Genomic DNA, 26,325 nt, shown 5'->3' with positions numbered 1-26,325 from the left:
AGCTTCCGGAATGAATTCCTACCTTGAAGATGGAACCTCATTTCGGGCCGGAGATACGTCGATGCCGCAGCAGAGATACCACTCGAAAACACGGGCGGAATACTTGATCGCCAGCGGGCGCGTCATCCTGGCGGCATTCTTTCTCCTCGCCGTGTGGCTCGACCCTTCAGAGCCTTCACGCTTCGCGCGGTTCACCTACGGCATTCTCGTCGGCTATCTCCTTTATTCCGTCATCATCGGATTCGTCATCCAGCGCAGGGGGTTCGGCTGGAAGACGCTGCACTTAGTCACGCACGGCATCGACCTCCTCGTTTTCGCCGGCCTCATGTTCCTCACCACCGGGCCCAACAGCCCGTTCTTCGTCTATTTCATCTTCATACTCGTCTGTGCGACCTTTCGCTGGCAGTGGCGCGGCACGCTCTGGACCGCGGCCACCGCCATGGCAGTCACCGTGCTCCTCGCATGGTACCCGTCCAACCTCATTCTGGAGCATGGTTTTGAGCTGAACCGCTTCATCATCCGCATCGCTTATCTCGCGGTTGTTGCGGGGTTGCTGGGCTACCTCGGTGCTTACGAGGAATCGATGCGCGAGGTCCTTTACATGCTGTCGCAGTGGCCCGGCGCGGCGCTGCCGGACGAGCCCGGCCCGGACGGAGCGGGGATGCTCGGTCACGCCGCCGCCATCCTGCATGCGCCACGCGTGGTCCTTTGCTGGGAAGAGGCGGATGAGCCCTGGCTGCACGTTCTAAGCTGGTCGGCGGAAGGGTCGCGCTACGAACGTGAGGAGCCGGAGACCTTCGGCAACATCGTCGCGGAGGACCTCTCCGAAGCCGGCTTTTTCTGTAGCGGCGTCGGAGAGGAACAGGCGCAGGTGGTCTACAACAGTGCCGGTGGGCTGCAGCAGTGGCACGGGTCCCCCTTCGACCGGCAGTTCGTGAGACGTTTCGAGATCAGTTCCGCCGTAGTTTCCCGGATATCCGGCGACAAGATTTCCGGATACCTCGTCGCCCTGGACAAGAGGCACCCGACCCCGGACGACCTGGTGCTGGGGGGGATCGTGGCCCGAGAGGTCGCGGCGAGGCTTTCCCACGGACTGCTGCTGAAACAGCTGCAGCAGGCAGCCGCCGACGAGGAGCGCCTGCGCCTAGCCCACGACCTGCACGACGGCCTGCTGCAGTCGCTGGCGGGGGCCGGCCTGCAACTGGAGACCGCCGCCCGCCTCATCGAGCACGACACCGCGGCGCGCGAGAGCATCCAGCAGGTCCAACACCTGCTTGCCTCCGAGCAGCGCGACTTAAGGAACCAGATCAACGCTCTGAAGCGCTTTTTCTCGCGCCGCAAGCCCGAAGAGTTCGGCCTGATGAAGCGCCTGGAAGACCTCTCCGCCCGCGTCCGGCGCCAGTGGGAAATCACCTGTTCGATCAACTGCAGCACCCCCCAGCCGCCGCTTGAGCGGGGCATCGCCCGGGAGATCTATTTCGTCATCCACGAAGCGGTCATCAACGCTGTGCGCCACGCCGGCGCGGCGACGCTCAAGGTGAACCTCGCCTTCAACGCCCAATGGGTCATGATCACCGTCACCGACGACGGACACGGCTTCTCCTTCCACGGGCGCTACGACCAGGACCAGCTAAGCGACATGAAACGCGGGCCGGTGACGCTCAGGGAGCGGATCGAGGCATTGAACGGCGAGCTGATCATCGACTCGAGCGAGCGCGGCACCCGCATCGACATCACCCTTCCCCTTGTGGAACAAGGAGCATGACATGGCCATACGACTGGTGCTTGCCGACGACCACCCCCTGATCCTGAACGGGCTGACGAGCCTCTTCAAGTTCGAACCGGACTTCGAGGTGCTGGCGAGCTGCACCGACGGCGCCGCAGCCCTCGAGGCGATCCGGCGCGAGCGCCCCGACGTCGCGGTCCTCGACATCCGCATGCCGGGTCTCACCGGCATCGAGGTGGCCCGCAAGGTGAACGAGGAGAAGCTGGGCGCACGACTCGTGCTTCTGACCGCCGCCCTCGAGGACGAGGACATGCTCGACGCCGTCATGCTCGGCATCCAAGGGGTGGTGCTGAAGGAGATGGCGCCGCAGTTCCTCGTGCAGTGCATCCGCAAGGTTTACACCGGTGAGCAGTGGCTGGAGCGGCGCTCGACCAAGCAGGCCCTTGAGAAGCTTTTGAAGCGCGAGGCGGGGGCGCGCGAGATGGCGGCCCTGCTCACCCAGCGGGAGATCGAGCTGGTGCGCATGGTGGCGGGGGGGCTGCGCAACAAGGAGATCGCCGGCAAGCTCTGCATCAGCGAAGGGACGGTGAAGGTCCACCTGCACAACATCTACCAGAAGGTCAACGTGGACGGGCGCGTGGCGCTTCTGCGCTACGCGCAGGAGAAGGGACTGGTTTAGCCTTTCTTTCTCTTTTAGAGCTGGGGGATTTTGCCTCTGCCGGCCCCGCTGAAATCCCCCTAAATCCCGGTGTTGTCCCTTCGGTACTTGCACTGTCAACATCGAACCGCTTCCAGCTCTCCCCCTCCCTTGACGGGAGGGGGCCGGGAGGTGGGTGACGTTGCCATCGGTTCCAAATGCGGCACCTGCCCCCACCCCCTAGCCCCCTCCCGCAAGGGGAGGGGGAACCGGACAACGCTGCCTGAATCCCCGTTAAAACAAATGGGCAGTCCTTTTCGGCGGCCCCCTGCATCCGCACTGTCACAATTCCCGTTTTACTGTCAACACCCTCTAGCCGTGGGAATTTTTTTCTCATAGGCCGCACTTTCCCCTCTTGCAATAAAACATCTTTCTATTACAATCATAATTCAGTCAGTTCAGGTTCGTGCTCCAAAGAGTCCATCGTTTCGCCGTGAGCTAAAGGGAGGCCGGGATGAGCAAGACGAGAACAGAGGGAAGAGACGACACTGATTTCTCCATCAGCAGGATACTGAAGGAACGCGGCGTCTCCCGACGCGACTTTCTGAAGTTCTGCTCCACGATGACCGCCGCGCTGGCACTCCCCCCATCCTTCGCCCCCTCGGTCGCGCGCGCCCTCGACGAGGTGAAACGCCCCACCCTCGTCTGGCTCGAATTCCAGGGGTGTACCGGAGACAGCGAGGCGCTTTTGCGCGCGGCGAACCCGACCGTCGGCGAGATCGTCCTCGATATCCTCTCGGTCGACTACCACGAGACCATCATGGCCGCCGCCGGGCACCAAGCGGAGGCAGCCCTGGATAAGGCGATCACCGAGCACAAGGGGAAATACTTCGCCGTCATCGAGGGTTCCATCCCGATGAAGGACGGCGGGGTCTACGGCTGCGTCGGGGGTAAATCGAACCTCGCCCGCGCCCGGGAGGTGTGCGGCAACGCCGCGGCGACCATCGCCATCGGCAACTGCGCCTCGTACGGCGGCATCCCGGCGGCGGCCCCGAACCCGACCGGCGCGGTCGGCGTCAAGGAGGCGGTTCCCGGCGCCACCGTGATCAACCTCCCCGGCTGCCCCTGCAACGCGGACAACCTGACCGCCACCATCGTCCACTATCTCGTCTTCAACAAGATCCCCGCGCTCGATGGCCACGGCCGCCCGCTCTTCGCCTACGGCAAGCGCATCCACGACAACTGCGAGAGACGCCCGCACTTCGACGCCGGCCAGTACGTGGAGGCGTGGGGGGACGACGGGCACCGCAAGGGTTACTGTCTCTACAAGATGGGGTGCAAGGGGCCGGCGACCTTCCACAACTGCCCCACCCAGCGCTACAACGAGAAGACCGCCTGGCCCATCGGCTCGGGTCACCCCTGCGTCGGCTGCGCGGAGCCGCAGTTCTGGGATGTCATGTCCCCGATGTACGGCAGGCTCCCGAACGTGCCGGGCTTCGGCATCGAGCACACCGCGGACGCCATCGGTCTGGGGCTTGCCGCCGGGGCTGCAGGGGCCTTCATCGTGCACGGCGCGCTGAACGCGATGCGAAAGGACAAGGAACCGGGCGAAGACACCAAGGAGGATTGAGATGACCAAGATCGTTGTCGACCCGATCACAAGGATTGAAGGGCACCTGCGCGTCGAGGCCGAGGTCTCCGGCGGCAAGATCAGCAACGCCTGGGTCTCCGGCACCATGTTCCGCGGCATCGAGAAGATCCTTAAGGACCGCGACCCGCGCGACGCCTGGTACTGGACCCAGCGCTTCTGCGGCGTCTGCACCACGGTGCACTCCATCGCCTCGATCCGCGCCGTCGAGGACGCTTTGAAGATCCCGGTACCTCCGAACGCGCAGCTGATACGGAACATCATCATCGCCATCCAGAACACCCAGGACCACGTGATCCACTTCTACCACCTGCACGCGCTCGACTGGGTGGACATCACCTCGGCGCTGAAGGCCGATCCGGTAAAGACGGCGCAGCTCGCCGCCTCGCTCTCGGACTGGCCCAACAACTCGGCCACCCATTTCAAGGCGGTGCAGGAGAAGCTGAAGGCGTTCGTCGCCTCCGGGCGCCTAGGTCCCTTCGCGAACGCCTACTGGGGGCACCCCGCCTACAAGCTCCCGCCCGAGGCGAACCTGATGGCGACGGCGCACTACCTGGAAGCCTTGGAGTGGCAAAAGGACATCATCAAGATCCACGCGATTTTAGGGAGCAAGAACCCGCACCCGCAGACCTTCCTCGTGGGTGGGATGTCGATCCCGGTCGACCCGGACTCCCAGAACGCGCTGAACGCGGACAAACTGATCGAGATAAAGCGCCTGCTCGCCAAGGCCCAGGAGTTCGTCGAGAAGGTCTACATCCCGGACCTCCTCGCCGTCGCCTCCTTCTACAAGGAGTGGGCCGGGATCGGCGCCGGGGTCGGCAACTACATGTGCTACCCGGAGTTCCCCGACGCGGCGGGAAACAACTGGCTGCCCGGCGGGGCGATTCTGAACCGGGACATCTCCAAGGTGGTGCCGCTCGACCAGAGGAAGATCACCGAGCACGTGGAACACTCCTGGTACCAGGACGCCGGGAGCGACGGGAAGGGGCTGCACCCTTACGAGGGTTCCTCCGAACCGAACTACACGGGTCCCAAGCCCCCCTACCAGTACCTCGACACCGACAAGAAGTACTCCTGGGTCAAGGCGCCGCGCTACGAGGAGAAGCCGATGGAGGTGGGACCGCTCGCCCGCGTGCTCGTCGCCTACGCCTCAGGCCACAAGGAGACCAAGGGGGCGGTTGACCTGGTGTTAGGCAAACTGAACGTCGGTCCCGAGGCGCTCTTCTCGACGCTTGGCCGCACCGGGGCCCGCGGCGTCGACTGCCTCGTCATCGCGCGCCAGGCGCCCAAATGGCTCGACGAGCTGATCGGCAACATCGCCAAGGGGGATTTGAGGATCCACTCGAACGAGAAGTGGGACCCCGCCTCCTGGCCCGCCGAGGCGCACGGCTACGGCTGGCACGAGGCGCCGCGCGGCGGGCTCGGGCACTGGATCAAGATCAAGGACCAGAAGATCCTCAACTACCAGGCCGTGGTCCCCTCCACCTGGAACGCCTCGCCGCGCGACGCGAAGGGACAGGCCGGCCCATACGAGGCGGCGCTTCTGGGGACGCCGGTCGCCGACCCGGAAAAGCCGCTCGAGATCCTGCGCACCATCCACTCCTTCGACCCTTGCCTCGCCTGCGCCGTGCACGTCCTGGACGCGACCGGGCGGGAGATGGTGAGGGTGAAGGCTTCCTAGACAAGGAGGTGGGCCATGTCGGACCGTTGCAAGTTCAAGCAGTACGTCTGGGAACTGCCGCTGCGCTGGTTTCACTGGATCAACGTGCTCGCCATCGTGGTTCTCTCCGGGACCGGTTTCCTGATCGGCCACCCGGTATCGCTCGGAAGCTCCCCCTCGGATTACGCCATGGGGTGGATCCGCTTCGTGCACTTCGTGGCGGCCTACGCCTTCACCGTGAGCGTCGCCTCGCGCGTCGTATGGGCCTTCATCGGCAACGAGCACGCGAGCTGGCGCGCCTTCTTCCCGATGTTCAGCGCCAAGGGGAGGGAAAAGCTCAAAAAGATGCTTAACTACTACCTGCTCCGCTCCCACGAGGTCCCCGAGACGGTCGGGCACAATCCGCTCGCCACCACCGCGTACTTCGTGCTCTTTTTGATCTACCTCACCATGATCCTCACCGGCTTCGCCATGTACGCCGCCCACACCCCCGGCGGCATCATGTTCAAGTCGCTTGGCTTCATGTATTCGCTTTTCAGCCTGCAGGGGATGCGCCTTGCCCACCATATGGGCATGTGGTTCATCCTGGGCTTCGTCGTCAACCACATCTACAGCGCTTGGCTCATGGACATAAAGGAGCACGGAGGCGAGATCTCCAGCATGTTCAGCGGCTACAAGTTCACGGTCAAACAAAAAGGAGAATGACGGGTGAAAGCAAACTCGATGAAACAAGAGCCGGCGCCGAAGGTCCTGGTGCTCGGCGTAGGCAACCTGGTTATGGGGGACGACGGCGTGGGAATACGGGTCGTGCAGCAGTTGCAGCGCGAGTACCGCTTCCCGAAGAGCGTCGAGATCGTCGACGGCGGGACGCTCGGGCTCGACCTTCTCCCTGTGCTCGAGGGGCGCAGCCACCTCATCATGGTCGATGCGGTGGAGACGGGAAAGGAACCCGGCACCTGCGTGCGGCTCGCCGGAGAGGAGCTCCCGGTCGCCCTGGAGACCAAGGTGTCGCCGCACCAGATGGGGCTGAAGGACCTCCTTTCCGTGGCACGGCTCATGGGGCAGGCGCCGGGGGAGATGGTGCTGATCGGCGTGCAGCCGGGGAGCATCCAGATGGGGACCGACCTCACCCACGAGGTCTCCCTGCAGGTGGAGACCATGAAGGGGGCGGTGCTCAAGGAACTCACCGCGTTCGGCGTCGAGTGCCGCCCGGTCTCTCGTACCGTCAACGTCTGCAGGGACTAGCCGCGATGCGCCGCCGTCCTGAACCTCCATCCCCGGCATCCACAAGCGCTCCTCCCCCCGGAGGGGGGAGGCTGGGAGGGGGGAAGCAGCCTTGTCTCACCCTCGCTTCCTTCCTCGTCGCTGCCATCCTTTTGAGCGGCTGCACCGACACCCCGCGGAACGGGTCACCGCCCGTGGTAACCGAGCGGGGTAGGCAGCTTTTCAAGGAGCGTTGCGCCCCCTGCCACCCAAACGGCGGCAACGTCCTCACCCCCGGCAAGACACTGCACGCCGGCGTCCTCGCCGACCACGGCATCACGACACCCGCCGACATCGTGAAGAAGATGCGCAACCCCGGTCCCGGGATGGTCCGCTTCGACGAGAGGACCATCCCGGACGCCGACGCGCGCCTCATCGCGGATTACATTCTCGCCACCTTCCGCTGATCGGACAGACCCATCCGTCACGCTCGCCGTCCCCGCGCAGCTGCCCTCACGACGGCACCTGCCCTTTTTTCTTGCAGATCCCGGTCACGACCGGCGCCGCACCCGCCAATAAACCTCTTGATATCGCGCAGCAATCACCCTCCCCTCCGACATGGCACGCGTCATGTAACCCCTTGCCTATCCCATCGAGAAAAGGAGCCCGCCATGAAAAAGATGATCCACGCATCGTTCTGCCTCCTCACCCTGGTGCTGCTCACCGCCCCCGCAGTCGCCGGTGAGATAACCGTTTCCGCCGCGGCGAGCCTCAAGGAGGCGGTGAACGAGATCGCCGAGCAGTTCGTCCGAAAGCACCCCGGAACGAAGATCACCAGGAACTACGCCGCGTCGGGGACCCTCGCGAAGCAGATCGAAAGCGGCGCGCCGGCGGACATCTTCATCTCGGCCAACGAGGAGTGGATGAGCCACCTGAAGGAGAAGAAACTGGTCGCTGCGACCTCCATCGATACCTTCACCCGGAATACCCTCGTCTTTGCCGGCGCCACGACGCGCAAGATCTCCGGCATGCACGATCTTCCTTCCCTGGGCAGCATCGCCATCGGCAGCCCGAAAAGCGTTCCCGCCGGAGAATACGCCGAGGAGGCGATGAGAAAGGCCGGGCTCGAGACCCAGCTCAAGGGGAAATTGATCCTCGCCAAGGACGTAAGGGAGAGCATGATGTACGCCGAGCGCGGCGAGGTCGACGGGGCCTTCGTCTACCGCACCGACGCCCTCTTGGGCAGACACGCCAGGATCCTCTTCACGGTGCCGCAGCAGCTCTACCCACCTATCATCTACCCTATGGCACTGACAACAAACGGCACGAGGAACAGGGAAGCTGCCGAGTTTTTACACTATCTAAAAGGACGTGAAGCAAAGTCGGTACTGAGTCGGTACGGTTTCGCCGTCGATTAACCACAGCATAAACCGCTTAAAACGCTGCCGGGTCAGAGATTTGGGCACTATTAGCCCCTTTCATAACAATTTCCTTTCAGGGAATTAAATTATTTGATAATAATGGCAACACTCCAACTTGGGCGAGTTTTCACCAAAGGCAGCATGCAGTCCCGGCAAAGGTCAACCATGTCTAGTACGTCTTCCCGCGAATCTCTCCACCACGCCTCAACAGGCGAACGTTACCTCGACATACTCGACCAGGCGCCTGCCCTGATCTGGCGTGCCGACAGCGAGAATCGGCGCGATTGGCTCAATGGCGCCTGGCTCGCCTTCACCGGTCGGACGATGGAGCAGGAACTGGACGAGGGGTGGGTCGCGGGGGTGCACCCTGAAGACCGGGAACGCTACATGGGCGAGCGGCTCAGCGCTTTTCGAAAGCGGGAGCCCTTCGAGATCGAGTACCGGCTGCGGCGCCACGACGGCCATTACCGCTGGATCTTCGACATAGGCCGTCCGGTAATCTCCGGTGAGGGGGGCTTCGACGGGTACATAGGCTACTGCTTCGACATAACGGACCGGAAGAAGGCCGAGAGAGACCTGAACGCCGCGCGGGAAAGCGCCGAAGCGGCCAACCGCGCGAAGAGCTACTTTCTCGCCAACATGAGCCACGAGATCCGCACCCCGATGAACAGCATCATGGGGATGTCGCAGCTCCTTGCCTTCACCGACCTTACGCCGGAGCAGAAGGAATACGTGGATGGCATCCTCGATTCCTCTCAGGGGCTGCTCACCATCGTCAACGACATCCTCGATCTCTCGAAGGCTGAAGCCGGCAGTATCGAATTGGAGTGCCACGGCTTCAGCCTCAGGCAGAGCATCGCGGAAGTGGTGAGGACCCAGATGTCGGTCATCAACAGGAAGGGGCTTGCCTTCAGGACCGACATCGACGACAACGTTCCCGACGGGTTGATGGGAGACCGGTTGCGGGTGAAACAGGTGTTTCTCAACGTCCTCGGCAACGCCATCAAATTCACCAATGCGGGCGGCATCACCGTCTCGGTCCAGGTTCATGAGCAGGCAGCAGGCACGGCACGCCTGAAGATCAGCGTCGCCGATACCGGCATCGGCATCGCCGCCGAGGCGATGGAGCGCATCTTCACGCCCTTTAGCCAGGAGGATGCCTCCATCACCAGGCAGTACGGCGGCACCGGGCTCGGCCTCTCCATCAGCAGCGAGCTGGTGCATCTCATGGGGGGGCACATCTGGGTCGAAAGCCGCAAGAACCACGGCAGCACCTTCCACATGGTGATCCCCTTTCGCCTCGAGCACAGCTAATAGCTCCCCCCCCCCTTCCGCCCCTTGCGACTGGTCCGACTGGTCCGACTGGTCCGACTGGTCCGACTGGTCCGACTGGTCCGACGGCTCCGACGGCTCCGCAAGTTTTTTTTCTTGACTTTAGTTTGCCGTCAAACTAGATTCCCCTCCCATGGAAACCAAGAGCATCGCCGCCCTCATAAGCGACACCCGCGCCGGGATCAACCGCCACCTGCTCCAGGAACTAAAGCGCCTGGGGATCGAAGGACTCGCCCCATCGCACGGCGCCATCCTGCACCATCTGTTCAACAACGACCAGGTGACCATGAAGGACCTCGCCAAGGCGGTGCGGCGCGACAAGTCGACGGTGACCGCGCTGGTCGGCAAACTGGTCGCGAACGGCTACGTCGAGAAGGCGAGCAGCACCCAGGACCAGCGGACCGTCTTCGTGAAACTCTCTCCCAAGGGGCAGGCGCTCAAACCGGTATTCCAGGAGGTGTCGCGCAACCTCATCGAAAGGATCTGGCGCGGCTTCGAGGAAACGGAACAGCAGGAACTGATACGCCTGCTCAGAAAGGTGAGAGGCAACCTTCCGTAGCACCCCTGCCCCTTCTTCCGGCTTTTCCTCTCCGTTACCGACACACCTGTCCGCCGCTTTGGCTTATTACATGCCATACGCGGCTTTTTTATGCCCAAACCGGACGGCAATTGCCTTCAAACAGTCAGCGTTTTGTCACGAATTGGCAGAGCCGCCTCCTTTTTCTGAATCTGCGATGTCTCCCATGAAATTTTCTTTTTCTCTCATTGACAGTTCCAGACACATTCTGAGAAAAGGAGAGCTAAACTATGCATGATAGAATCTGAAGAGGCTTTTCGACAGGACGTAGGGAAACCGGTTACTGTATGAGATATTCCATATCAGAGCTCCTCGACATTCCGAAACTGCAAACGATCCTCAACAGCCTCTACGAGGTATCCGGGATACCGTCCGCCATCATCGACCTGGAAGGAAACATCCTGACCGGCTCCGGGTGGCAGGACATCTGCACCAAGTTCCACCGCGTCAATCCCGCCACCGAAAAGTTCTGCATCGAAAGCGACCAGAAGATCACCTGCGGACTGCAGGACCACCAGCGCCACGTCCAGATCACCTGCCCCATGGGGCTCACCGACACCGCCACCCCGCTCATCATAGAGGGGGAACACCTCGCCAACATCTTCACCGGCCAGCTCTTCCTGGAACCGCCCGACCGCGGGCGTTTCGAGCTCCAGGCTGAACGGTACGGCTTCGAGGAAGCCGCCTACCTGCTCGCCATGGAACGGGTGCCGGTCATCAGCCAGGACAAACTGGACCAGAACCTCTCCTTCATCGCCAACCTCACCGAGCTCCTCGCCATCCAGGGGTTGACCCAGCTCCGCAGCTTAGAGGTGCAGGAGTGCCTGCGGGAAAGCGAGGAGCGCGTGCAGCAGATCATCGCCTGCGCGAGGGAGGGGATCATCGTCTACGACCGCGGGCTGCGCTACCAGGTCTGGAACCGTTACATGGAGCAGATGACCGGCTACACGGCGGACAAGGTGCTCGGCAAGCTGCCGCAGGAAGCCTTCCCCATGATCGAACATGCCGGACTGACCGAGAGGCTTCATCGGGTGCTGGCAGGCGAGGCGGTCCCCTCCATCGAGTTCTCGTTCCAGCTCCCGGTCACCGGACGTTCCGGGTGGTGTTCCGACACCATGGCGCCGCTTAAAAACGCAAGCGGCGAGATCGTCGGGGCCATCGGCACGGTCCGCGACACAACCGAAGCGAAACAGACCGAAGAACAGTTGCGGCAGGCGTTGAAAATGGAATCGGTGGGGAGGCTGGCGGGCGGGGTCGCCCACGACTTCAACAACATGCTCACCGTGATCATGGGACAGGCCCAGCTCGCCAAGATGAAGATCACCCCGGACCACGTGCTCTGGCAGGCGTTGGACCAGATCTCGGCGGCGGCGCAGCGTTCGAGCCAGATCACCCGGCAACTGCTCGCCTTCTCGAGGAAGGAGATCATCGAACCGCGACCGGTGGACCTGAACCAGCTTGTAGAGGAGGCCCGCAAGACGCTCTTGAGACTCATCGAGGAGAGCATCACGCTGGTCTGCCGCCCGGGAGCGGACCTCTGGACGGTGAAGATGGACCCGTCGCAGGTCGACCAGGTACTGGTGAACCTCGCGGTCAACTCCCGCGACGCCATGCCCGACGGGGGACAGCTCTCGATCCAGACCGAGAACGTGCACCTGAGCCGGAAGAGCTGCCAGTACCTGAACGATGCGATTCCCGGCGAGTACGTGCAGCTAACGGTGAGCGACACGGGGGGCGGGATGCCTCCCGAGGTGCTGGAGCATATTTTCGAACCGTTCTTCACCACCAAGGGCCTGGGCAAGGGAACCGGCCTCGGCCTCGCCACGGTCTACGGCATCGTTCGGCAAAACGGCGGTTTCATAAACGTTTATTCCGAAGTCGGGCACGGCACCTCCTTCAAGATCTACCTCCCCCGCATAAACGGCGCAACGGCGGCGGAACCGCACCGCAGGTGCACCGACGTACGTATCGGCACCGGAACCGTACTGCTGGTCGAGGACAACGACATGGTGCGCGAGGTCACCAGGACTTATCTGGAGGAACTGGGGTACCGCGTCCTGGTCGCCGAGACTCCCGAGGCCGGTATCGCGGTTTGCACCGCCAAGGAGAACAAGATCGACCTGGTCCTCACCGACGTGATCATGCCCGGTATGAGCGGCAACGACATGGTGCAGGAGATCAAGTCGCTGCTGCCGGACGTGAAGGTGCTGTTCATGTCCGGCTACACCGCCGACCTCGTGGCCCGAAGCGGCGTCGTCGAGGAAGGGATGCACTTCATCCAGAAGCCCTTCGACATCAGCACCCTCTCGGTCAAGATCGAGGACACCTTCCTCTCGGACGACTGACGCACTCTCCAGACGGCCGGATCCGGCTTCGGCTCCTCCCATCCCCGATCCGCGTGCCCCCTGCCGACAACCGAACGCCTTCTCCCCCCTAACCGTGCTTCCCTTTCAGCTGTTGCCAACGCCGCAAAATTGGCTACTGTTCTTGCTTGTTGCCCAACGAAGGACTCTGCCGACGGCACATCCGCCGGCGCGGGAGGTGCGGCGATGGCATACGGAGCATGGATCGGCAACCTTAAGGTGAACGGGCGCGGTGGGAACTACGGAACGGTAAAGCTCCTTATTGACGAGACCATGACCGGGGAAAATCCGGCGCGCATCGGCGTCACGGTGGAGATCGCAGGTCCCGGGATGCCTCCCGACGCGTTCGAGGTTGAGCTCTTCACCAACCTGAATCGGCGCGATTTCGCCAAGCCCCACGAGCCGCTCGCGGACTCGGGCGGCCCCACTTCCTACTGGATGCCCTGGCGCATGTCCTTTCTTGGACGCTCCTTCGACAACCTCGTCTTCAGCGCGGAGCTCCCCGTAACCAAGTGCGGGGCCTATCGCATCACGGCACGCTACCGCATGACCGGCACCGATACCTGGTGGTGGCATAACGACTTCGCCCCCCGCCCCAACGATCGGCTCCAGCGCGACTGCGCCGTGGTGGTCTCCCCCGCCAAGGCGTCCAGGTCGCGGCTTTACGAGGCGAACGCCCTCACCGTGGAGGCGCTCGCCGGCGGCTCCTACGAGAACCGCAGCACGCTCGACGACTTCCTCTCCATCCACGACTTCGACGGCTTCAACCCCTTCCAGCTCACCTACGTCAACAACGAACTCGGCTTCAACACGCTCTGGCTCATGCCGGTATTCCCCAACACGCAATGGCGCTGGGACCGGGCAAGGTGGCAGTGGGCGCCCAACGACAACCCGGGAAGCCCCTACTCCTCCCGCGACTACTGGAGCATCAACCGCTGGCTCGCCGACAATGCGGCGCCTGCACGGGCTCTCGAGCTGTTACGAATGCTGTTCGACGAAGCCGCCGCCGTGGACCTCGACGTCTTCATAGACCTCGCCTTCAACCATGCCGGGCGCGACGTCATCTACGGCGAAGGCGCCGTCGACCTCGGCTTTTGCACCATGCAGGACCAGGAGCAGTGGATCCGGGAACACCACCCTTCCTGGTGCACCCGCGGCAACGCCTTCGTCGACGGGCACAGCGTCCCCCACTACCGCGAGTCGGCCGACTCGGATTTCGCCTGCGCGGTATGGGCGCCTGCCGACCGGATGAACGAGCATATCTGGGATGACGCGAACGTCGACTGGTTCTTCGGAGACTACGCGGCGCTTGGCCCCAAGCCGGGACGCGCCGCCGACTACTGGGGGAACCCGGTCTCGCACTACGACCCGAAGGGAAACGCCGAGGACGAGAGCGACCTCTTCTACACGGACCTTGCCTCGAACACCGAGACGGAGAAGCTGTGGCAGTACTTCGGCTACATCCTCCCCTACTGGATCGAGAAAAGCGGCGGCAAGCTGGCCGGAATCAGGGCCGATTTCGCGCAGGGGCTACCCAACCAGCTCTGGGAGTACATCGTGAACCGCACCCGCAAGGCACGCTGGGACTTCATCTTCCTCGCCGAGGTGCTCGACCCGGACGTGATCCAGTACCGGCTGAACCGGGTGTTCGACGTCCTCACTTCGAAGGACCATCACCTGTATCGTCAGGAGGAGGTCCGGATGAGCGACCTCTTCGCGTCACTGGAACAGGAAAGCACCCTCTTCGGCGGCGAGGCGCTCGTGATGCACAACGGAACCAGCCACGACGAGGGAGGCAACGCGGACAAGTGGGCCATGGCGGCACGCTACGCGGTGACCGCCGCCGTGTACGGCTGCCCGATGGTGTTCATGGGGCAGCCGCTAGGTCTTGCCGACAAGCTCCCATTCAGGGACAGCTGGGCGAATATGTACCGGGCGTGGAGCGATGAGATCCCTGAACGGGAGGCGGTGGGACGCATGTACCTGAGGATCAACCAGGCTCGGGAGACCACGGCGGAGCTGAGGGAGCCGAAGCGCTATTTCCTGAACCTCTCAGGGGGCGGTTTTCACGAGGAGGTATTTTCCGTGGCGCGCTGGCGGGACGATGGGGAAAAAGACGCGGTGACGCTGGTTTTCGTGAATCTGAACGTCCGCCACGGCAACGCCGGGACCTTCGCCATTCCCAGCGCCATCAGGCTCTCAGGGAACTACCAGGTGCGCAACCTGGTAGCGGACGACCCGCACCGGCAGCTTTGGGGCGCTCCCCGCAGCGCCGAGGCCCTCTACGACGACGGCATCTTCGTCGTTTTCACCCTCCCCAACGAGGTGCAGTACCTGAAACTGGAACCGGTTTGAGGCATACCGCGCTTCCCCAAAAGCAGCCTATCACCCCGGTTGGCCGAGGACGAAGTTGGCGATGGTGTAGGCGATCTGCTCCGGGGCGCAGCGGTCGTTGTTGAACAACAGGTCGTAAAGGGCGGGATCGTGGTCGTCCTGGCTCAGGAAATCCCTGGTGAAGCGGTCACGCACCTTCTGCTGGCGGTGCATGAGTTTCTCCGCCTCCTCCTCTTCGATGTCGAGGCGCCTTGCGAGAGTGGCGATCTTGAAGCGCTCCGAGGCGAAGATGCGGAAGTGGTGGGAATGCTCCAGGTGTCTCGTGATGATGGAGCCCCCCAATTCGAGGATCAGCACGTTTCCCTGCTCCGCCAGCGCGGCCACGTGTTGCGAAAGGGGGAGAAAATAGTCGTAGTTGCTTTTCCAGCGTGACGAGAAGGTGGCGAGGATCTCGGAAAGCATGCGGCTGTTCGCGCCCAGGGTCTCGAGGATCTCCTGGGAGAGGTTGTGGCGGCGCGCCACCTCCTCGATGACCGCCTTGTCGATCATGACCCATTCATCGCCGGTCCTTTGCATCAGGATCTCGCGCAAGAGTTCCGCCATCGGATAGCCGGTGCAGCCGTATTCGCGGGAGATGGTGATGCAGGGGCGGGCCTTCGGCTTCGCTTGGCTTCTGGCCGCCTTGTCCTTCTGTCTGCGGTTGTACTCCTCGAGGCTGCCGATCCTCAGATCGACCGAGGGGATGAACAGGTTGTCCGGCATGGTCCCGCTCCTTTCATCGTTTCATTGCAGTGTCCCGCCTTGTCAGCTCATCTCCTTCAGCTCCCGGATCAGGTCGACTTGACGCTGGAAGATGAACCGGGAGAGTACCCCCTCGATATGCGCATCGGAGTAGATGGAGAACCTGCAGAGATCGCCACCCTCCTCCTTGGTACAGTCGACCACGGCGGCATTCACCTGCAGCGGCGTCACGGTGTTGTGCAGTGGGTTCGGGATCATGACCTTCAGGACGACCTCGTCCCCTTTTGCCAGGTTGCTCGGCGCCTCGCTTAGTATGGAGAAGCCCCCGAGGGAGACGTCGAGGGCCTTTGCCGTCAAGGTCCCTCCGGGCGCCGCTATTTCGGCTTCGCAAGGGGGGTCGAGCTCGAGTCTCAGCGAGGTGCGCTGCTCGGCGAGCACGTCGATATAGCAGAAGTTGTGCAGCGAAGCCATCATGCGGCGCACGTCGGAGTCCTTCACTTCGGCCAGTAGCGACTGCGGAAAACCGCCGCATTTGATGCAGGTGCGCCCGGAATGGCCGAGTGCGACCGCCTGCTGCGGGTGCACGTCCAGTTCGAGCACCTCGCCGCAAAGCTCCACCAGTGTGGCTGGATAGCTGATCGGGAGTCCCTTGTAGTAGTTCACGAGCTTCACCCGGGTCCCCGCACCGGACTTGATCATGTCACGAAGGCGCGTAAGGATCTCGGCGCGATCCTGTTCGATGGAACTCTTGATGGCGGCTCGGTAATGACTTGGATCCATGTAAGGTCTTCCCCGCTCTAGAGCAATCCGTGGCGTTTGAGCATCCCCATGAGGTCGGCCCGTGCGACCGGCTTCACGAGGTAGTCGGTACAATCGCCGTCCCACATCGCTTCCTGCACGTTTTCAGGGGAGTTGAGGGAACTGGTCATGATGATGACGCTCTTTTGCTCCTGGCGCTGGGCATCCTTTTCCGCCTGGCGCATCAGCCGAAGCGCCTGCTGCCCGTCCATCTCGGGCATGATGATGTCGAGCAGCACGAGATCGAAGGGACGTCCTTCCTTTAGGGCGCCGGTGAAGAGATCCACCCCTTGTCTGCCGTTGTCCGCGACCTCTATCTCGGCAACATCCTTCAGAAACAGCATGAGTCCCTCACGCAGGAACTCGTTGTCCTCGATGATCAAGCACTTCATATGGCTCCTCGTCCGCAACACCCGCCGATCGGGCGCCTGCGCAGGGTTGTTTTCGGCGCTGCCGTCCTGCGCCTGACAAGTTTCCTTATCGGTCCCTGCTAATTAACCTTGAGGTTTTCCGATGCTGCTTCCTCCTCGAGTGCGGTGCGTACCGCCTCATCGTATCCGGTGAGCGGTATGGGAAGAATCTTCCTGATCGCGTCGTCGTGACAGATCACCTCGTTGCCGAGTCCCTCGATGAGCGGCATGGAGATGGAGGGCTTCACCGGGGTTATGAGCCAGACCCAGTAGGAGGAGAGCCTGGGGGTGAGAAACGGGACCGGGAATATCTTGATGAATTTCTTCTCGATCTCGGCGAAGCGCTCCATCATCTCCCGGTAGGAAAGGAGCTCGGGGCCGCCGATGTCGTAGGTTTGTCCGGCGGTGCGTTCGTCCTTGAGGCAACCGACCAGGTATGCGATGACGTCCTGCACTGCGATGAACTGGCAGCGTGTCGAGACCCAGCGCGGCGTCACCATCACCGGGAGACGTTCCACGAGGTACCGGATCATCTCGAAGGAGGCCCCGCCGGCGCCAATGATGACGGCGGCGCGCAGGTAGGTGGTTTGGAAATTCCCTTTTTGCAGGACCCTCGCCACCTCGAGCCGGCTCGCCAGGTGCTCCGAGAGCTGATCGCTCTCCTCACCCAGCCCCCCGAGATAAATGACCCGCTTCACCCCCTGCATCTCGGCGGCGCGGACGAAGTTTTGGGCCGCCTGCCGGTCGCGCTCGTCAAACCCGGCGCGGTCGCCCCCCATGGCGTGCACCAGGTAGTAGGCCGTCTCGATGCCCCGCAAGGGGGCGAGAAGCGAGTTGGCCTCCAGAAGATCACCCTGTGCCACCTCGACCTGCGCGGGAAAGGTGACCGAGGAACTGCGCACCAGGCAGCGCACCGGAATCCCTTCCGCGGCGAGGGCGGCGACCAGTCTTCTGCCGATGAAACCGGTGGCACCCGTCACCAGCACTTTGGCCCTTGCGTTCACACTCTCACTCACGTGTTCCTCCTGACAACCGCCAGCCTTTGGTTTGGACTGAACCAGTTTAGGTGCAGATGAATCGTTGTCAACAGCACACGGAGACGCTAAAGCGGTGCCGTCACCGGCAGTTTTGCTGTTTCACAATCTCTCCGCCTTGGATTATTATATCGGATCGAACGCTGAGAAACTTCCATCAGCGTTCCATTAACCAGCTAAAGGAGAAACAAGCAATGAAAGTCATGGTTGATCTGTGCATCGTTCCCCTTGGTGTCGGCGTCTCCCTTTCCAGTTACATCGCAGCTTGTGAGAAGGTTCTCGCCGATGCGGGACTTAAGACCGCGCTGCACTCTTACGGGACCAACATAGAGGGAGAATGGGACGAAGTATTCGCCGCGATCAAGCGTTGTCACGAGACCGTGCACGCCATGGGAGCCCCGCGCATCACCACCACGGTGAAGCTCGGCACCCGCACCGACCGCGAACAGACCATGGAGGACAAGATCAGGAGCGTTAAGGAGAAGATGTAGAGGACATGCATGGCACCACGGTGGAGCGCATATAGACGCACCGGCATCACATTTCAGAAATCAGTCCGAAGACCTAAGCGTAATTGGCGGCATGACAGGCAAATTCAACGCCGCTTCCAGCTTCACGACGTTGCGCTTAAGCCTTTCGTCATCCCCGGCAGATGGCGGCAAGCCACACTTAAACTGCACGACACCCCGCATAAGGGAGGCGATGCCGCACTTAAGAGAAACATGACCGTACTGGAGAAAGTGCAGGACGTAGTTAAGCTGAATGAGGTCCCGTTTAAGCAATGCCGAAGCCCTCATTAAATATGACGCTTGCATTCGTAAAAGAATAGGGGAACCTTCGACCAAATGATGGGCTTTGCCGACCAAAATCGGGGGGGCGACAACGGTGTTCAGGTGCGCTGCTACCTAAGGACGTGGGCACACTACCTGATCAGAGGTGCGCCGCTCGAAGGTGGGAAGGCTCGTGAGCCGACGTGGCGCCTGCTTTTAACAACCGCGCCCCCCGATCCGCTTAACAGCGTACCTACTTTGGCAAATGCGGGCCCGCACTTGTTTAAAGTCGCCCTTACATTAGAACTTGCACGGCTTGATTTCCTTAAACACTGCGCGAACCGGAACGGACGGGGTGCCGACTCTTTCCCGCCGTGTGGATCTTGAACGAAAAAACCCCGGCGGACGGTTCCCGCCTGCAAGGGAACGTTTCGTCGGGGTGTAGTGAAGCAAACGTGAGGTGGTTGAACTCAGAGGAGTGGCGCCGAATGGTGCCTTAAGCCGGCTTCGCAACGGATTTGGCGGTCTTGCGGTTTCTCTTCCCGGTTTTTAGTGTCACCACGCCGGAATTCAACAACGCGGTGAGGTCTGCTTCATCCGCCATCACTGCCAGGTAGTGGAGGATCTTCTGAATCCGCAGATCCAACTCCTGCCGTGCGGCTTTCCTCGCCGCGATGTTCAACCGGTTCCCGGTCAGCCCGCCTTCGAACATCTGCCGAAACCAGTCGGTGCATTTCTGCAGCACGCTCTGTGACCCGAGTTTCTCTTCCGGCCATCCGTTCCGGAAAATTTCCAGGCCGTATAAGACCGAAAAGAACATGTTGGTGTTTGCCATGTACCTTGCGTCCGTGCCGTTTGAGTTGAACCTTAATTCTTCCATGACTTCCTCCTTGTGTGTGCTGCGGATTGTGTCGCGGTTCATATGCTGGAGCTTTTCAGGCAACGTGCCAATTCGCCCTCGCGGCGGGAAAGCCGGACAATGTGCACAATTTAATAATGTTTTTTTGTTTTAAAGAAGAGATTGCTGAAAGGAGATTTCACTCCCGCCTGCCCAGCATCTGCACACGCACCGCCTCGGAAACGCAGCAAATCATTAACATCATTTAACATGCAAAAACTGAACAGCCGATCGAAGTTTGAACAAGACGGCGGGTGCATCGGAAGGGACCGACTCAGGCAGGCACAGCTTGCAATCGATACACCTTGCCCTAAACTGCTGCAATCATGCCGAAAGCGCCTTATGCGCCACTACGCAAGCAGGAGGTTCAGCGATGCCGAAGAAACTCGTTGTCTGCTTTGACGGAACCTGGAACAAGCCGGGCGAGGAAACTGACGGGAAAGACTCCAATACCAACGTGGAGAGGCTCTTTGTCTCGATTGACGGAGTCGACGCACGACAGTACTCGGGGAGCACTCTGTCTGACGGCGCCACTCTGAAATGGTACGACTCGGGTGTCGGGACCAAATGGTACGAGCACATCCGAGGCGGCGCCTTCGGCTACGGGCTCTCGCTCAACATACGCCAGGGGTACAAGTTCCTCATCGACAACTATGAGCCGGGCGACGAGATCTACGCCTACGGCTTCAGCCGCGGGGCCTATACGGCGAGGAGCATGGTGGGACTGATCAGGAATTCCGGACTGCTGAACAGGAGGAAGATCCTGACCAAAGGGGATGGAGACGAGGAGAAGTACCCGTCCTGGCAACGTCCGAGCATGGACGAGTTCAGGAAGATGAGCCCCGAGGACGTCCCCCACATCATCGACGCATACCAGCTCTACCGCAACCGGGACGGCGGCGCCGATATCGATTTCGCCGTTAAATTCAGGGAACGGTACGCCTGCAAGGACGTGAAGATAAAGCTGCTCGGCGTTTGGGACACGGTGGGCGCCTTGGGCATCCCCTTCAAGCTGTTCGACTCCTTCAACGCCGAGCACTACCGGTTCCACGACCAGGAGCTGAGCGCCATCGTCGAGAATGCCTTCCACGCCATCGCCATTGACGAACATCGTGAGAATTACGACGTGACGATCTGGAATCCGAAGCAGAAGGTCAACCAGGTGATGGAACAGGTTTGGTTTGCCGGGGCCCACGCCGATGTCGGCGGCGGCTACAAGGTCGCGGAGCACCCGCTGGCCGATGCTTCGCTTGCGTGGATGCAGAGAAAGAGCCTTCTCGGGGGGAAAGGGCTCACCTTCACCGGCATTCAAAAGGTAGATGGGGCGAAGCTTGGACAGGCTCAGCCGACCGACTCGTATCGGGAGTTTTTGGGCGGCACCTACCGGATGCTCAAGGACCCGTACTACAGGAAGATGGGCGCGACCGAGTACGGCAACGAATTCTGCAGCGCCATCTGCGGGCAATTGGCCGGGTATTCTCCGAAAAACCAGGGATACGTCACGGTCAAGGTGGAACTGGCGGCGCCCCCCGAGGCGTAGCTGGATCCGGGTAGGCGCCGCGCGAGTTGAGGTGCCTACCTTTCAAAACCCGTTGCGTTCCACTGGTGGATGCACGCGAGGCTCTCGAATTGTGATCTTTCTATCTCCTCGGTATCGTAATCCGCCTGAAGGCCAAGCCAGAACGCCGCAGTTGTGCCGAAAAAGCGCGCAAAGCGGACGGCAGTGTCTGCGGTAATGGCACGTTTGCCGTTACAGATAGCGGAAATTCTTGCCTCAGGGACTCCGATTTCTCTCGCCAGACGATACTGGCTTATGCCGAGAGGAATCAGGAATTCCTCCCGAAGCACTTCACCGGGATGGATGTTGGGAAGCTTTTCCATAGTCTTGCCTCAATGGTAATCGCAAATCTCTACTCGGCTCGCGCTCCCCTCACTCCACACGAAGCAAATCCGCCACTGAGCATTAATCCTTACGCTCCATTGCCCGTCGCGGTCTCCGGAGAGTTTTTCCAGCCTGTTCTGCGGAGGGATGCGGAGGTCATCAATGCGGTGTGCGTTGTTCAACATACGAAGCTTCCGGCGAGCCACGGCCTGAATCTCGCCGGGAAAACTGCCCAGCCCAGATCTTCCGCGTTTCATTGTCATGAAACGAGGCTATCATGGCCACCTCCATACTAACGCGTAACGAAAGTATGGTCAACGTGAATCGCGGATATGGGATGCGACCGGGGCGGCAACGCCGAGAAAGGAACCTATCGGTCCTCGACGGAGAGGACTTCAATCTCGAAGAAGACGTCGTGACCGGCGGGAAGGGGCTCGCGGTACTCGCGCGGGCGACCGGGGAGGGAGAGGGAAACGTCACCTCCCGCTCCGGGGCCGAAATCGTAGCCGACTCCAGGGGAGCGTTCGGTCGAGAAGGCGAAATGCGAGCCCATCGGGAAAGGAAAGAGGTTGGCTTCTGCTGCGGGGACGCGGACGATGCGGTGGTCTCCAGGAACCATTCCCAGGAGCCCCTGCTCCAGGGCGGGCGGCACCCGCCCGTCACCAACGACGAACTCCAGGGTGTTGCGTTCGCCGACCAGGTAGACCCTGCCGTCCTCGAGCCTGCACTTGTACCTGATGTTCACCGTTTTGCCGGTTCCGGTTTCCATGGGGCACCACCTTTCAAGGGGTCTTATGAAAACCAGAATATAGTAACGTTAACAATTTCAAACGCAACAGCACCCAATCAGATACCGATCCAGGCAGCCCCGAAAACTCCGGCGGAATCCCCCAGCCGGTGCCTCAGGATCGGCGTGCGCAGGTCGTTGTGGAATACGTAGTGACGCACCCTTTCCAGGCCGGCCTCGTACAGTTCATCGATGTTGGATAGCCCGCCTCCAAGGACCACGGCGTCCGGGTCGAGGATGGAGATGAGCCCGCCCAGGCTGCGGCCGAAGTCGTCGAGGAAGGTGTTGAAGGCCACCAGGGCCCGTGGCTCGCCTCTACGCGCCCCCGCCACGATCTCCTCCATGGTGAGGCTCGTGCCGTTACGCGTGAGGTAGGCAGCCTCGACTCCGGAGCCGCTGATCTTGGTCTCAATGCAGCCGCGGTTGCCGCAGTAGCACACGGCACCGGCCGGGTCTATGGATATGTGCCCCCACTCCCCGCTGATACGGTGCGGCCCCTCGCGCACCACACCATCCAGGCAGATCCCTCCGCCGCACCCGGTTCCCATGATGACGCCGAATACGAGCCGGTAACCCGCCCCCGCTCCCTTGCGGCACTCGGCAAGAGTGAAGCAGTCCGCATCGTTACGGACGGCGATCCTCCGTTGTAGAAGCCGCTCCAGGTCCGCCTGAAAGGGGCGCCCGATGAGGCATACCGAGTTCGCATTGCGCACGAGGCCGGAGACTTCATCGACCGAGCCGGGTATGCCGATGCCGACGGTGCAGGCGGCACCGCTCGGAACGCGGGAAGCGAGGTCGCGCACGAGCCGCACCACCGACTCGACGATCGCCTGGTACCCCTCGGCCAGCGGCGTCGCGCGGCGCTCCCGCGTGAGCACAGTATCCCTCGAGTCGAGAAGAACGCCTTCAGTCTTGGTCCCGCCCAGATCGATCCCGATGCGGTAGCTCTGCATTTCCGGCATTTTGATTACTCCTGAATGAAGCGGAAGTCGGATCAGCTCTTCCCGGATCCCCTCTCCCTCCGGGAGAGGGTGCCCAAAGGGCGGGTGAGGGCGTCGCCACGAAGCGAGAGACTTTCAACTGCCGCCGCCCTCACCCTGCCCTCTCCCGGGGGGAGAGGGGGATGTGCGGATAGAGGCGCCATTGGTCAGGAACAGAAAAGCCCCCAAAGGGGGCGAGAGGTCAACTAAATGAACGGATGATGCCGCATTGCGCGATGAGGCGGCTGTGGAACCAGCCCTACTCCCCGCTCTCCTCCGGCTCCACCTTTTTCTCCTTCAAAAAGACCACGATCGCTCCGCTCCCCCCCATGTCGTTGGGAGCCTGAACGCATTCGGCGACCATCCCCTTGCCGTTATCCCTGAGCCACTTGGCCACGGCCATCTTCAGCACCGGCTCCCCCGGGGAGTTGTTCCCCTTGCCGGTGATGACGAGCACCCCTTTCTGACCGCGGTTGTACGCCCCCTTGACGAAACGCTCCAGGTTCTCAAGCGCCTCGTCCCTGGTCAGGCCGTGCAGGTCGAGCTGGAAGTCGAGCCTGATCCCGCCGCGGCGCACCTGGCGCATCCGGTTCACCGGAGCCGGACGCGGCACGGGGTCTTCCTCGTGCAACTGATCCTCAAACCGGACGTCGAGCTTCAAGGCATCCAGCGCCTTCAGGAACAGGTTCTGATCTTCCTCATCACGCCGGATCTTCGCCGCCTGATGCTCCTTCACCTTGGCGGGAGCCGCGGCGGGCGTGCCGGCAAGACGTTTCACGCCGGAGACCGCCTCGAAAAAGAGCATCTCGTCGGAGAGCTCCTGCCCGCTCTTGACGGCAGGCTCCTCCTTTTTCCGGGGAGGTGGCGCCGCTGCACTACGCACTTCAACGGAGGCCCCTTTGAGCGCCTGGAAGGGGGACGAACTGAACTCTTTCTGCTTCGGTTTCTGCTTCTCTTTATTTTTCATGCAGCGGAGTCCTTCCCTGTCTTCTGCTCTGCCTGCGGTCCGACCCGGTGCAACCTCAAGATCTGCGCCAGCATAAGCTGCTGTTTTTGTTGATTTCAAAGAAATATCCCTGCGCCTTCTCAGACGGCAGAAATATTAGCCCCCTCCAATCGGCATGGTATACTACCAAGGTTTTTGGGCGGATGTCAACGAAGAGTGTCCACGGCCGCGGTCTGCTGGGTGTCGCGCCTGTGCGGGGGAAGATCCATGGAGAGCTGCAACTATCAGAATGAGACGACCCGAAAAGACGGTATGGTCGATTCCGGCCTGGAAATAGCGTCCCTGATGGTCAAGTCCGGACAACTTGCGGAGCAACAGCTCTCCTACGCCCAGCGGGTGAAGGGAAAGCTCGTCACGCCGAGGACGCTGATCGCCGTGCTGCTCGAACTCGGCTTTTTCACCCGTGAGCAACTGCGCGAGACGCTGCGCAACAACATCGTTTCGGTGAAGCTTGGAGCCCTGCTGGTGGAACTCGGCTACCTGAAACCGGCCGAGTTGCAGGCGGCACTCGGCATCCAGCGCGACGGCGACAACTGCAAGATGCTTGGAGAGATCCTGGTGGAGCAGCGTTTCATCGAGGAGTACACCCTGGCCGAGGTGCTCGCCTTCCAGCTCGGCTTTCCCTTCATCGACCTCGACGCCGCCGACATCGACCGTTCCCTTCTCGCCAAGGTGCCCCAGCACTGGCTCTCGCAGCACAACTTCGTTCCGGTCAAAGAGGAAGGCGGGCGGGTGACGGTCGCCATCGCCGACCCCTTGAACATGGAAGGGAGAAAGACCGCGGAAAAGCTGTTCGGCCCGAACACCGTCTTCGCCATTTGCACCATGAAGGCGATCCGCGACGCCTTTACCCTTTTGAAGCGCGGCATCATCCAGGGGGACGGCACCGCCACCGACGAACACACCGTGACCGGCATCGTCAACTCCATCTTCGAGGAGGCGCTCAAGGAAGGGGCAAGCGACATCCACATCGAGCCGATGAGGGGGATGCTCCGTGTCCGTTTCCGGCGCGACGGCATGCTGATCCTGTACAAGGACTTCGCCAAGGAGCTGGCGCTTCCCTTAAGCAGCAGGATCAAGGTCATGGCCGAGGCGGACATCGCGGAGAGGAGAAGGCACCAGGACGGCAGAATCTGCTACGAAAGCCCGAAGACGGGCGCCACCCTCGACATGCGGGTCTCCTTCTACATCACCATCCACGGCGAAAAGATCGTCCTCCGCCTTCTGAGCATGAAAGGGGAGCTCCTCGATCTCAAGGAGATCGGTATGCCGGCACGCATGCTCGAGCGCTTCATCGACGACGCGGTCGACACCCCGAGCGGCGTGCTCATCGTCACCGGTCCCACCGGCAGCGGCAAGACATCGACCCTGTACAGCTGCGTACAGCACTTGAACGAGCTCTCCACCAGCATCGTCACCGCCGAGGAGCCGGTCGAGTACGTCATAGAGGGGATCGCCCAGTGCTCCATCAACCAGAAGATCGGCGTCACCTTCGAGGAGACCCTGCGCCACATCGTGCGCCAGGACCCGGACATCATCGTCCTCGGCGAGATCCGCGACAACTTCTCCGCCGAAATCGCGATCCAGGCTGCGCTCACCGGACATAAGGTGCTCACCACCTTCCACACCGAGGACAGCGTAGGCGGCCTTTTGCGCCTGATGAACATGGAGATCGAGGCCTTCCTGATCGCCTCCACCGTGGTCTGCGTCCTTGCGCAGCGCCTGCTGCGCCGGGTCTGCCCGGAATGCGCCGAACCCTACCTCCCCAACCCAACCGAACTGCGCCGGATCGGCTACAGCAACGCCGATCTGCGCGGGGCCGAGTTCAAGGTGGGCCGCGGGTGCAGCAAGTGCCGCTACAGCGGTTACCGGGGCCGGGTCGGCGTCTTCGAGATGCTGATCCTGAACGAACTGGTGAAAGACGCCATCCTTAGCAAGAAGACCTCCTACGAGATCAGGAAGATCTCCACGGAGACGACCGGCATGGTGACGCTTCTCGAATCGGGGCTTTGCAAGGCGGCCCGGGGAGAGGTCTCCCTGCACGACGCGGTACGGCTTCTGCCGAGGATCGGCAAACCACGCCCGATCGCAGAGATCAGGCGCCTTTTGGGGGAATGA

The 26,325-nt window shown here is 61.7% G+C and carries 25 protein-coding genes; 15 read left to right on the top strand and 10 right to left on the bottom strand.

What is annotated here, in order from left to right:
- Positions 1 to 61: 61 nt before the first annotated feature.
- From D6Z24_RS18820 to D6Z24_RS18760, 12 genes are all read left to right on the top strand, one after another.
- Positions 62 to 1,765, top strand: a complete 1,704-nt coding sequence (locus D6Z24_RS18820; protein WP_162605188.1) for a sensor histidine kinase — start codon at positions 62 to 64, stop codon at positions 1,763 to 1,765.
- A 1-nt stretch (position 1,766) separates the two neighbouring features.
- On the top strand, positions 1,767 to 2,405 hold the full coding sequence (locus D6Z24_RS18815; protein WP_129128155.1) for a response regulator: 639 nt from the start codon (positions 1,767 to 1,769) through the stop codon (positions 2,403 to 2,405).
- Between the two features lie 472 nt (positions 2,406 to 2,877).
- The gene (locus D6Z24_RS18810; protein WP_129128154.1) at positions 2,878 to 3,993 is read left to right on the top strand and encodes a hydrogenase small subunit; all 1,116 of its coding nucleotides are present in this window, start codon (positions 2,878 to 2,880) and stop codon (positions 3,991 to 3,993) included.
- A gap of 1 nt (position 3,994) precedes the next feature.
- Complete coding sequence (locus tag D6Z24_RS18805; RefSeq protein ID WP_129128153.1) at positions 3,995 to 5,692, top strand: nickel-dependent hydrogenase large subunit; 1,698 nt, start codon at positions 3,995 to 3,997, stop codon at positions 5,690 to 5,692.
- Positions 5,693 to 5,707: 15 nt separating this feature from the next.
- A complete protein-coding gene (gene cybH, locus D6Z24_RS18800) occupies positions 5,708 to 6,376 on the top strand; it encodes a Ni/Fe-hydrogenase, b-type cytochrome subunit (protein WP_129128152.1) in 669 nt (222 codons plus the stop codon).
- A gap of 18 nt (positions 6,377 to 6,394) precedes the next feature.
- Complete coding sequence (locus D6Z24_RS18795; RefSeq protein ID WP_129128204.1) at positions 6,395 to 6,916, top strand: HyaD/HybD family hydrogenase maturation endopeptidase; 522 nt, start codon at positions 6,395 to 6,397, stop codon at positions 6,914 to 6,916.
- A 5-nt stretch (positions 6,917 to 6,921) separates the two neighbouring features.
- Positions 6,922 to 7,341 (top strand): c-type cytochrome, encoded by a 420-nt coding sequence (locus D6Z24_RS18790; protein ID WP_129128151.1) that lies wholly within the window; start codon positions 6,922 to 6,924, stop codon positions 7,339 to 7,341.
- A 204-nt stretch (positions 7,342 to 7,545) separates the two neighbouring features.
- Entirely contained in the window at positions 7,546 to 8,292 is a 747-nt protein-coding gene (gene modA, locus D6Z24_RS18785) for a molybdate ABC transporter substrate-binding protein (protein ID WP_129128150.1), read from the top strand.
- 168 nt (positions 8,293 to 8,460) lie between these two features.
- Entirely contained in the window at positions 8,461 to 9,609 is a 1,149-nt protein-coding gene (locus D6Z24_RS18780) for a sensor histidine kinase (RefSeq protein ID WP_246014730.1), read from the top strand.
- Positions 9,610 to 9,760: 151 nt separating this feature from the next.
- Positions 9,761 to 10,186, top strand: a complete 426-nt coding sequence (locus D6Z24_RS18770; RefSeq protein ID WP_129128148.1) for a MarR family winged helix-turn-helix transcriptional regulator — start codon at positions 9,761 to 9,763, stop codon at positions 10,184 to 10,186.
- A gap of 305 nt (positions 10,187 to 10,491) precedes the next feature.
- Positions 10,492 to 12,549, top strand: a complete 2,058-nt coding sequence (locus D6Z24_RS18765; RefSeq protein ID WP_129128147.1) for a PocR ligand-binding domain-containing protein — start codon at positions 10,492 to 10,494, stop codon at positions 12,547 to 12,549.
- 204 nt (positions 12,550 to 12,753) lie between these two features.
- Positions 12,754 to 14,922: an alpha-amylase family protein gene (locus tag D6Z24_RS18760; RefSeq protein ID WP_129128146.1), complete on the top strand. Its 2,169-nt coding sequence runs from the start codon at positions 12,754 to 12,756 to the stop codon at positions 14,920 to 14,922.
- A gap of 30 nt (positions 14,923 to 14,952) precedes the next feature.
- Here D6Z24_RS18760 and D6Z24_RS18755 read toward each other — a convergent pair whose 3' ends face one another.
- The 4 genes from D6Z24_RS18755 to D6Z24_RS18740 all read right to left on the bottom strand — a co-directional run bounded on the left by D6Z24_RS18755 (position 14,953) and on the right by D6Z24_RS18740 (position 17,866).
- A complete protein-coding gene (locus tag D6Z24_RS18755) occupies positions 14,953 to 15,663 on the bottom strand; it encodes a cytidylate kinase-like family protein (RefSeq protein ID WP_129128145.1) in 711 nt (236 codons plus the stop codon).
- Between the two features lie 42 nt (positions 15,664 to 15,705).
- Positions 15,706 to 16,422, bottom strand: a complete 717-nt coding sequence (locus tag D6Z24_RS18750) for a PilZ domain-containing protein (RefSeq protein WP_129128144.1) — start codon at positions 16,420 to 16,422, stop codon at positions 15,706 to 15,708.
- A 17-nt stretch (positions 16,423 to 16,439) separates the two neighbouring features.
- Entirely contained in the window at positions 16,440 to 16,832 is a 393-nt protein-coding gene (locus D6Z24_RS18745; RefSeq protein ID WP_129128143.1) for a response regulator, read from the bottom strand.
- Positions 16,833 to 16,930: 98 nt separating this feature from the next.
- Positions 16,931 to 17,866 (bottom strand): NmrA family NAD(P)-binding protein, encoded by a 936-nt coding sequence (locus tag D6Z24_RS18740; RefSeq protein WP_129128142.1) that lies wholly within the window; start codon positions 17,864 to 17,866, stop codon positions 16,931 to 16,933.
- Positions 17,867 to 18,078: 212 nt separating this feature from the next.
- Here D6Z24_RS18740 and D6Z24_RS18735 point away from each other — a divergent pair, with 212 nt between their 5' ends.
- The gene (locus D6Z24_RS18735) at positions 18,079 to 18,375 is read left to right on the top strand and encodes an MTH1187 family thiamine-binding protein (RefSeq protein WP_129128141.1); all 297 of its coding nucleotides are present in this window, start codon (positions 18,079 to 18,081) and stop codon (positions 18,373 to 18,375) included.
- A 775-nt stretch (positions 18,376 to 19,150) separates the two neighbouring features.
- On the opposite strand, the gene D6Z24_RS18730 is transcribed toward D6Z24_RS18735, so the two are convergent.
- Positions 19,151 to 19,534 (bottom strand): hypothetical protein, encoded by a 384-nt coding sequence (locus tag D6Z24_RS18730; protein ID WP_129128140.1) that lies wholly within the window; start codon positions 19,532 to 19,534, stop codon positions 19,151 to 19,153.
- Positions 19,535 to 19,925: 391 nt separating this feature from the next.
- Here D6Z24_RS18730 and D6Z24_RS18725 point away from each other — a divergent pair, with 391 nt between their 5' ends.
- Positions 19,926 to 21,092, top strand: coding sequence for a DUF2235 domain-containing protein (locus D6Z24_RS18725; protein ID WP_129128139.1), 1,167 nt, complete (start codon positions 19,926 to 19,928; stop codon positions 21,090 to 21,092).
- Between the two features lie 35 nt (positions 21,093 to 21,127).
- On the opposite strand, the gene D6Z24_RS18720 is transcribed toward D6Z24_RS18725, so the two are convergent.
- The 5 genes from D6Z24_RS18720 to D6Z24_RS18700 all read right to left on the bottom strand — a co-directional run bounded on the left by D6Z24_RS18720 (position 21,128) and on the right by D6Z24_RS18700 (position 24,168).
- Entirely contained in the window at positions 21,128 to 21,433 is a 306-nt protein-coding gene (locus D6Z24_RS18720; protein ID WP_129128138.1) for a HigA family addiction module antitoxin, read from the bottom strand.
- Between the two features lie 9 nt (positions 21,434 to 21,442).
- On the bottom strand, positions 21,443 to 21,619 hold the full coding sequence (locus D6Z24_RS18715) for a type II toxin-antitoxin system RelE/ParE family toxin (protein WP_456237291.1): 177 nt from the start codon (positions 21,617 to 21,619) through the stop codon (positions 21,443 to 21,445).
- Between the two features lie 185 nt (positions 21,620 to 21,804).
- Positions 21,805 to 22,203 carry an FKBP-type peptidyl-prolyl cis-trans isomerase gene (locus D6Z24_RS18710; protein WP_129128137.1) on the bottom strand — a complete coding sequence of 133 codons (399 nt, stop codon included), beginning with the start codon at positions 22,201 to 22,203 and terminating at the stop codon, positions 21,805 to 21,807.
- 77 nt (positions 22,204 to 22,280) lie between these two features.
- Entirely contained in the window at positions 22,281 to 23,183 is a 903-nt protein-coding gene (locus D6Z24_RS18705; protein WP_198419587.1) for an ROK family protein, read from the bottom strand.
- 277 nt (positions 23,184 to 23,460) lie between these two features.
- Positions 23,461 to 24,168 (bottom strand): Smr/MutS family protein, encoded by a 708-nt coding sequence (locus D6Z24_RS18700; RefSeq protein WP_129128136.1) that lies wholly within the window; start codon positions 24,166 to 24,168, stop codon positions 23,461 to 23,463.
- Between the two features lie 291 nt (positions 24,169 to 24,459).
- Between D6Z24_RS18700 and D6Z24_RS18695 the strand changes: the two genes are divergently transcribed.
- Positions 24,460 to 26,325 (top strand): GspE/PulE family protein, encoded by a 1,866-nt coding sequence (locus D6Z24_RS18695; RefSeq protein ID WP_246014729.1) that lies wholly within the window; start codon positions 24,460 to 24,462, stop codon positions 26,323 to 26,325.

The sequence above is a fragment of the Geomonas oryzae genome (assembly GCF_004117875.1).
Classification (GTDB): domain Bacteria; phylum Desulfobacterota; class Desulfuromonadia; order Geobacterales; family Geobacteraceae; genus Geomonas; species Geomonas oryzae.
Note: the sequence above shows the minus strand (reverse complement) of the source record. Positions and strands in the feature narration are given on the sequence as shown.